This is a genomic window from Parasutterella secunda, from assembly GCF_016901835.1.
Lineage (GTDB): Bacteria > Pseudomonadota > Gammaproteobacteria > Burkholderiales > Burkholderiaceae_F > Aphodousia > Aphodousia faecavium.
This window is the reverse complement of sequence record NZ_JACJKX010000018.1, coordinates 23,211-29,611: the sequence shown is the minus strand read 5'-3', so window position 1 is coordinate 29,611 and position 6,401 is coordinate 23,211. Positions and strand designations below refer to the sequence as shown.

The window sequence follows — 6,401 nt, the reverse complement described above, 5'->3', positions numbered from 1 at the left end:
GATCGGTTGTTGTGGTCAGGACACCGTTTTGTGCCATAACCAAACCGCCATTTCCGGTCAGGCTAAGTGCTGTTGCATTAACCTTACCGTTTACCGTCAAAGTACCGGACGTCAATCGGATATCGGCATTAAAGTTGCCTGCACCGGACAGAGTCAGGCCTTGGGCGGCTTCAGTATCCGTTATGGTAATCGCAACATTGGAACCATTGAGAGCTTCCAGTTCATCAATAGCTTCGTAAGGCGTGTCAAATGTCCCGTTGAAGTCAGAACCGAAAGCAATCTTGGCGGTACCTTCCACTTCGCTACCGAATGCAGCGCCGTAAATATGACCGACTTCAACGTCATTGCCCTCAATGACTAATGTTGAATCTCCATTGACATTGGAGCCTTCACCGCTACCGGCAAGATATACATTTCCGACAGATGTTTGACCACTTAAAGTAATGGTAGCGCTGCCGACACTGGCATCGCCCAGTTCCCCTATGATTTCATATTTATCGCCCCAAGCCGCTCCGTTTGTGTTACCTGAAGCGATCACTTCATCGGCCTTTGTGTTTTCTAAATTGATCTCAACATGACCCTTAACCGCTGCAGATTGGCCGTTATATCGATCTCGACCATCTAATTCTCCGTCTTCCAAATCATTTTCGGTGGAACCTCCACCCATAACCGTCTGGATTGAAGAATTCTTTAAGGTAATCTTTACGTCACCGTTGACATCTGCAAAACTTTGGTCAAAAGCCAATCCGCCGCCCATAACAATGTTCTCAGCTTCTATATAGTCGCCCTCCTCCTCATCATAGAAAGGAGCATCAAACGTTAAACGATCGGCATTGATTTCAACAGAACCGACATTAGCGGTTGAACCTTCACCTGCGGCATCACCGGCACCATAAACAGCGCCTTGTACTCCGAGTTCTGCATTTTTAATATTAATGACAACCTTTCCAGAAATGTTGGCATTGGGACGGTCATAAGTTGCCGTGGGAGGATTCCCACCATCGGCCCGTCCTCCACCGTTGATTTCAAATTCAGCGGCATAAACATTGGAAATAGTAACCGTCACATCGCCATTGACACTGGCGTCACCGGTATACGTTTCAATGCCACCACCACCCCAGAAACTTGCATCCAAGTTATAAATTTGTGAAGCAGAGCCAATATCGTGAATATTTAACGCTACATTACCGTTAACCTTAGCCGAATTTATTTCATTACTGGTATCTACGCTGCCATAAACTAAACCGGCACCATACCCATAAACTTTGACAAATGACGGATGACGTTCCAACACGGATTGCGACAAATTAAAGCTCACATCGCCCTGAGTATCAGCTTTGTAATCATTCATTGCGTTATGGTCGCCATACATTCCGATTAAGGCTTCTGACTCATCCAATGGTCCGTTGTTGATGTAGTTGGCGCCCACAAACTTCATACGATTATCGCTAATCAGACCGTCAACCTGAGTATCGTAGTCTCCGTATTTAAAAGCATTGGCGTTTAACGCCCCCATGGCAAGAATAAGAGCCAAAGAGAGCTTTGTGAGAGATCGTTGTTGCATAAGTACTTCCCTAAAGTGACAGGACTAATGTGTAAACAATACCTCCCCCGTCGAGCAACTGTCAATGGGGAATTTCTTTCTGACATATCATTTTTGATATTTTGTTTTCCATTAAGTCGTCTCTAACAATATTACATTTCGACTCTTTTAAACTCGCCCATGAATGAGTAAACTGTCATCCGTTGCTTTAATAAAAATAATCGACTGTTTTTGATGGTCTCCCTCGGCTATGGACTGGTCTTTATTTCTTGATTTATTTACAAACGTTGATCGCTTTTTAATCACAATTGCAAGCGACTACGGCCTCTTGATTTATTTCGTCATGTTCATGATCTTTTTCCTGGAAACAGGTATCGTGGTCATGGCGTTTTTACCCGGTGACTCGCTTTTGTTTGTAGCAGGCGCTGTAACCGCAACCGGAGCCATTGATCCGTGGTGGCTCACTGCAGTCGTTACTTTAGGTGCCATTCTCGGCAACACGTCCAATTTTTATATAGGTTCCTGGCTGGGACACAAAATTTATGACGGCTCCATCAGTTGGATCGATCAGGAAGCTTTGAATAAAACCCACCAGTTCTATTTAATGCACGGCGGTAAAACCGTGTTCTTAGCCCGTTTCGTTCCGATCGTCAGAACTTTCGCTCCGCTTATTGCGGGTGCCGCCTCCATGCCTGTTTTGCGTTTCGAGTTTTATTCGATTACCGGAGCATTCGTTTGGGTTTACGGCTTGGTTTGGGCCGGACACCTCTTCGGTAACATGCCGTTTATCCGTGATCACCTGACAACGATTTTGCTTTTAGGTATCGGTTGTGCTCTGATACCGACTATGGCAATTGCCCTTTCAAAGTATTTAAAGAAAAAGAAAGCGGCCAAAGAGGGCGCGCAATAACTTATTAAAATAATGGGCACAGCTTGGGTCTGTGCCCATTTTTCAATAAACGAGGAGAGAAAAACATGCAACAGTGGGACCACTTTATTGCGATCCTGAAAAAGGAAGTGCAGCCGGCTTTGGGGTGCACAGAGCCGACATCCATTGCCTATGCGGCCGCTCATGCCGCCCGCCTTTTAGGCCAAAAACCGGAACGTCTCTCCGTTTCTGTCAGCGACAATCTTTACAAAAACGCCATGGGCGTGTTCGTTCCGGGTACGGGCCAAATCGGTCTTCCGATTGCTGCGGCGGTGGGCGCCTTGGGTGGTAACCCCGACGGTGGTCTTGAAGTGTTGGCGACAGTCACTCCGGCTCATGTTAAAGAAGCCATGACCATGATCGAAGAGGGACGCATCGTCATCGAGCGCGCAGACTGTCTCGATGCCGTTTTCTGCAGTGCTATTGCTTATGCAGGCGATGAATCCGCTCAGGTAACCGTACAGGGCGACCACACGGGTATTGTGGAAGAACGCAAAAACGGCGAAATCGTTTTCAAAAAGGAACAGGCGATCACCACAACGACCGAAGGGCAAAGCAGTGTAGGCGGCGAAGAAATCTGCCTGAAATCCATCTATGACTTTGCTTTGAATGCTCCTTTTGCCGATATCGCCTTCATTCTTCAGGCTCGTGATATCAACATGGCCCTTTCCGAAGAAGGCTTGTCTCATGAGTACGGTCTGGAACTCGGCCGCACCATCAAGGAACAGATTAATGCCGGTATTTTAAGTGCCGACCTTATCAATAATATGGCAGCCTGCACGGCAGCCGCCTCTGACGCTCGCATGGGCGGGGCGACGCTTCCAGCCATGAGTAATTACGGAAGCGGCAACCAAGGCATCACGGCCACGATTCCTGTTGTCAAGATGGCCGAATTCGTTAAAGCCGATGACGAAAAGCTTGCCCGTGCTTTGATCATGTCTCATTTGGGCGCTATCTACATCAAATCTCACTACCCGTCATTATCTGCGTTCTGCGGCAACACGGCGACCGCCTCAGCTGTTGCAATGGCCCTTGTTTACCTTAATTCCGGCACTTTTGAACAAGGTTGTATGGCAATTAATAATGTCATCAGTGATACGTCGGGTATGGTTTGCGACGGTGCCAAATCAACCTGTGCCATGAAGGTGCATACCGCTGCTCAAACAGCTTATAAGGGATGCTTCCTTGCTTTGGCCGGGCACGGTGTGGCAGGCCAAGGCATTGTGTCGGCCGATGTTGAAAAAACCATTGACAATCTCGGTGCCATGATCACCAAGGGTATGCAACAAACCGATGAGAAAATCATCGAAATCATGCGTCGCAATTAATCCCGGATAGTGAAGTGTCCTATTCTTTCTTAGGACACTTCAAAATCTGAATTCTTGACCTGAGCACGACAAGTTCGTGCTCTTTTTCTTAGACTGAATTTTCGACCGCTTTGACTATTTCCAGTCTTCAATTCCGTACTTCTTCAATAACTGTTTAGCTTGAGCTATGCCTTCGTCAGTCAGTTGAACACTTTTCTTCTTCCAATAATTTCGGCCCTGATCAATCCAGTTTAACTTTTCGAGTTCACCGAGCGCTTCGAAGTCATAATTTTTCCAGGAAGAAGTTACGTTTTTTTCAGAAAAACGCAACAGGTATAACAGAATCATGGTTAACTCTTCAATCGCCTTTTCCGGCGGTGTTTTGCTCATCACCTATCTCCTCATAACATTGACGGTGCATGCAAAAAAAGTCCCGAAACCTCATTTGACAAGAGAGCTTCGGGACTCAATCGAAAACACTCAGAATTAAGCGGACTGTTTGTTATTGAGCGCGCTTTTCCAAAATTTCAATGGCCGGCAATACCTTACCTTCGAGGAATTCCAGGAAAGCGCCGCCTCCCGTAGAAATGTAGGAAATGCGATCAGAAATACCGAATTTGCCCACAGCCGCCACCGTATCGCCGCCGCCCGCAATGGAGAAGGCACCGGCTTCGGTTGCACGAGCAATCGCTTGAGCCATCACTTCCGTGCCATGAGCATAGGGTTGCATTTCAAATACACCGACCGGACCGTTCCAAACGATGGTGCCTGCCTTTTGAAGGATTTCAGCCAACGCTTGAGCCGTTTCAGGGCCGACGTCCAAAATCATTTCATCGTCCTGCACGTCTTCAATACGGCAGGTACGATGTTCGGCCGTTTCAGAAAATTCCTTGGCCACCACCACATCCGTGGGCAAGGGAAGCGTTGCGCCCTTTTCTTCCAAGGTCTTTAAAATCTTCTTGCATTCATCAACCAGATCAGCTTCTGCCAGAGACTTACCGACCTTGTAACCCGCGGCCATCAGGAACGTGTTGGCAATGCCGCCACCCACGATCAATTGATCAACCTTTTGAGCCAAGTTATTCAAAATGGTCAATTTCGTCGAAACCTTAGAACCGCCCACAATGGCAACCAACGGGTGCTTGGCTTCTTCAACAGCCTTTGTTAACGCTTCGATTTCTGCGGCCATCAAAGGACCTGCGCAGACCAAATCGGCGTATTGAGCCACGCCGTAAGTAGAGGCTTGAGCGCGGTGGGCCGTACCGAAAGCATCGTTAACAAACACATCGCACAAAGCACCGTACTTCTTAGAGAGCTCCTCGGTGCACTTCTTTTCACCCACGTTACAGCGGCAATTTTCAAGCATCACCACTTCGCCCGGAGCCACTTCAAAACCACCGTCGACCCAATTGTCGATCAAGCGGATTGAGCAGCCGAGAAGTTCACCCATGCGTTGAGCGATCTTCTCAAGGCTATCGGCCGGGGTCTTTTCGCCTTCTTTCGGGCGACCCAAGTGGCTCACCACCATCACACGGGCACCGGCATCACGGGCCATGCGGATGGCAGGAACGGATGCCACCAAGCGGGCCTCGTTCGTAATATTGCCGTTTTCATCGCGCGGGGCGTTCAAATCAGAACGGATAAAAACGCGCTTATCTTTCAAGGCACCGGCCTTGACCAATTGTTCGAGAGTCGTCACTCGCATGGTGTTTCTTTCCTTTAGAAGAAAAACATTAACTTAATAATTATAAATCGTGGTTCCTCAAATTCCTGAGATAGACTTTAGAAGTGGTCTTAAAACAGTAGAAAAACTGAGCTGTTCGATTTTGTTGGATTACGATTTATTTTGGATATACAGTTTTTTAACACTTTGACTAAAGAATGCCATCATCTCATCTGCGTTGCCTGTCTCGTAAAATCGACCCAACTTTTGATGGAATTCCACACTTTCCTGATTTAGTACCATGATCGGCCAATATCCGTTTAACATAAGGCAGCCATTCATCATTAAAGAGGCAGTTCGCTTATTCGCGTCAAAGAAAAATTGCGTTCTCGCCATGAACAGGAAAACAGCAATTGCGCGCTCCTTCGGATCCTGAACTTCAGTGTTGAGGAATTCAAAACCCTTCTTAGCCAAGCTGGGTAAATTTTCAAAAGAGGGAGGCACATACTCAACGTCATGAATACCGGTATTTAAATTCCGAAGCGTCCCCCACTCAAGAGCATCCTTAAAACCAACAAACCGGTGCAATAAACAAGCCGTTTCAATATCGACTTTAAACTTATTCTCTCTTAATAAACGGATCAAAGCTTTGGCACCGTCACCATAATTTTTAACCTGGAGAAGATCGCTAACATCCAATCCTTCAACTGACTTTCCGTTCAGAATTGTCCTTGTTTGGGGCAAGGTGGAGGGATTCTGTTCTAAGGTTCGCATGCAATTCCAGGTTATATCCACCAAATTTTGGTTAAATATGTACGTCGCCTTTTCCGCAGTGCCGATAAAAGGAATATCAAAATCGAATGTACCGATTGTCCAACACATTCCATTTAAATCTTGAAAATCATTGCCAATCATCGACTTAACCAATCCTAAAAAAGAGATGACTGATAGTTAATACCA

6 protein-coding genes are annotated in these 6,401 nt (G+C 46.7%); 2 read left to right on the top strand and 4 right to left on the bottom strand.

Annotation, left to right across the window (positions count from 1 at the left end; all coding sequences use genetic code 11):
* Window positions 1–1,564 (bottom strand): autotransporter outer membrane beta-barrel domain-containing protein (locus H5985_RS08360; RefSeq protein ID WP_205050862.1); only part of this gene is annotated, 1,564 nt, incomplete at its 3' end.
* Between the two features lie 229 nt (window positions 1,565–1,793).
* On the opposite strand from H5985_RS08360, the gene H5985_RS08355 reads away from it, so the two are divergent.
* Together H5985_RS08355 and H5985_RS08350 are read left to right on the top strand one after the other, a co-directional pair.
* Window positions 1,794–2,453, top strand: a complete 660-nt coding sequence (locus H5985_RS08355) for a VTT domain-containing protein (protein WP_205050861.1) — start codon at window positions 1,794–1,796, stop codon at window positions 2,451–2,453.
* A gap of 65 nt (window positions 2,454–2,518) precedes the next feature.
* Window positions 2,519–3,799, top strand: a complete 1,281-nt coding sequence (locus H5985_RS08350) for an L-cysteine desulfidase family protein (RefSeq protein WP_205050860.1) — start codon at window positions 2,519–2,521, stop codon at window positions 3,797–3,799.
* Window positions 3,800–3,913: 114 nt separating this feature from the next.
* On the opposite strand, the gene H5985_RS08345 is transcribed toward H5985_RS08350, so the two are convergent.
* The 3 genes from H5985_RS08345 to H5985_RS08335 form a co-directional block, all read right to left on the bottom strand.
* Window positions 3,914–4,168, bottom strand: coding sequence for a DUF6429 family protein (locus H5985_RS08345; protein WP_205050859.1), 255 nt, complete (start codon window positions 4,166–4,168; stop codon window positions 3,914–3,916).
* Between the two features lie 112 nt (window positions 4,169–4,280).
* Window positions 4,281–5,483 (bottom strand): phosphoglycerate kinase, encoded by a 1,203-nt coding sequence (locus H5985_RS08340; protein WP_205050858.1) that lies wholly within the window; start codon window positions 5,481–5,483, stop codon window positions 4,281–4,283.
* A 129-nt stretch (window positions 5,484–5,612) separates the two neighbouring features.
* Complete coding sequence (locus H5985_RS08335) at window positions 5,613–6,356, bottom strand: Fic family protein (RefSeq protein ID WP_205050857.1); 744 nt, start codon at window positions 6,354–6,356, stop codon at window positions 5,613–5,615.
* Between the last annotated feature and the right edge of the window lie 45 nt (window positions 6,357–6,401).